1 protein-coding gene is annotated in these 1,347 nt (G+C 69.7%); it reads left to right on the top strand.

All coding sequences use genetic code 11. The annotated features are described in order from the left end of the window. Positions 1 to 158 precede the first annotated feature (158 nt). Entirely contained in the window at positions 159 to 1,337 is a 1,179-nt protein-coding gene (locus ACFW22_RS35880; protein ID WP_384876551.1) for an ISAs1 family transposase, read from the top strand. The last annotated feature ends 10 nt before the right edge of the window (positions 1,338 to 1,347 follow it).

Genomic DNA, 1,347 nt, shown 5'->3' with positions numbered 1-1,347 from the left:
CAGGGCTTGGGCGAGTTCCGGGGTCGGGCGGTTGGTCGGGCCGTGACCGGTTGGGGTGCATAGCGGAGCAGGCACGGGCTTCGTGATCATTGGGGTGTCGAAGCTCAACGATCATGAGGTGGCCCGTGCCTGCCGCTGCATCTTCTCTCATCCCGCCGGTGCTGGTGAAGCTGGGTCCGCTGGATGCCAGTCAAGTCGCTGACCTGCGGCCCTTTCTGGAGCGGGTGCCCGACCCGCGGGCGAGGCGGGGCCGCTGGTACTCGCTGACCGCGATCCTCCTCGTCTGTGCCTGCGCGGCCGTCTCCGGAATGAGGAGTGTGGATGAGATCGCCGAGTGGGCGGCACGGGCCCCGGACACCGTGCTGACGGCCCTCGGAGTCCGCCGGCATCCGCTCAGATGGCGCCGTGCCCCCTCGCGGACCACGATCGGCCGCGTGCTCGCGGCCGTCGACGGTGACGCCCTGGACCAAGCAGTCGGCGCCTACCTCACCGCCCGGAACACCGCGGGAACAGTCTCGGGGAAACGACAGGTGATCGCCGTGGACGGCAAGGCACTGCGAGGATCGGCCCGCCTGAACGCCGGCCGCAGACACCTGCTCTCCGCCGTCACTCACCACCGGGCCCTGACCCTCGCCCAGGCGGAGGTCGGAACCAAGACGAACGAGACCGCGCACTTCCGGCCCCTGCTCGAACCGCTGGACCTGACCGGCACCGTCGTCACCTTCGACGCCCTGCACTCGGTCAAGGCGAACGTCACCTGGCTGGTCGAGACGAAGAACGCCCACTACATCGCCATGATCAAGCGGAATCAGCCGACCGCCCACCGGCAGCTCGCCGCCCTGCCCTGGCCTGACATCGCCGTCCAGCACACCGCTTCCTCCACCGGACACGGCCGCCGGGAGTCCCGCTCGATCAAGACCTGCGGCATCGCCGACGAACTCGGCGGGATCGCCTTCCCCCACGGCCGCCTCGCCCTCCGCGTCCACCGACGCCGCAAACAGACCGGCGAGCGCGAGAGCCGCGAAACCATCTACGCCGTCACCAGCCTCGACGCCCACCAGACCACCCCGGCCGAACTCGCCGCCGCCGTCCGCGGCCACTGGGCCGTCGAGGCCCTGCACCATGTGAGAGACGTGACCTACGCCGAGGACGCCTCCACCCTCCACACCGGCACCGCACCCCGCGCCATGGCCACCTTCCGCAACCTCGCCATCGGCCTTCTCAAAACCCTCGGAGCCGTCAACATCGCCAAGACCACCCGCGCAATCCGCGACCAGCCCGAACGAGCCCTCCCCCTCCTGGGCATCACCAACAACCCGGACACCCAGGGAACTTGATCAAGCCCTG

Source organism: Streptomyces sp. NPDC058872, assembly GCF_042743065.1.
In the GTDB taxonomy this organism is placed as follows: Bacteria; Actinomycetota; Actinomycetes; order Streptomycetales; family Streptomycetaceae; genus Streptomyces.
Note: the sequence above shows the minus strand (reverse complement) of the source record. Positions and strands in the feature narration are given on the sequence as shown.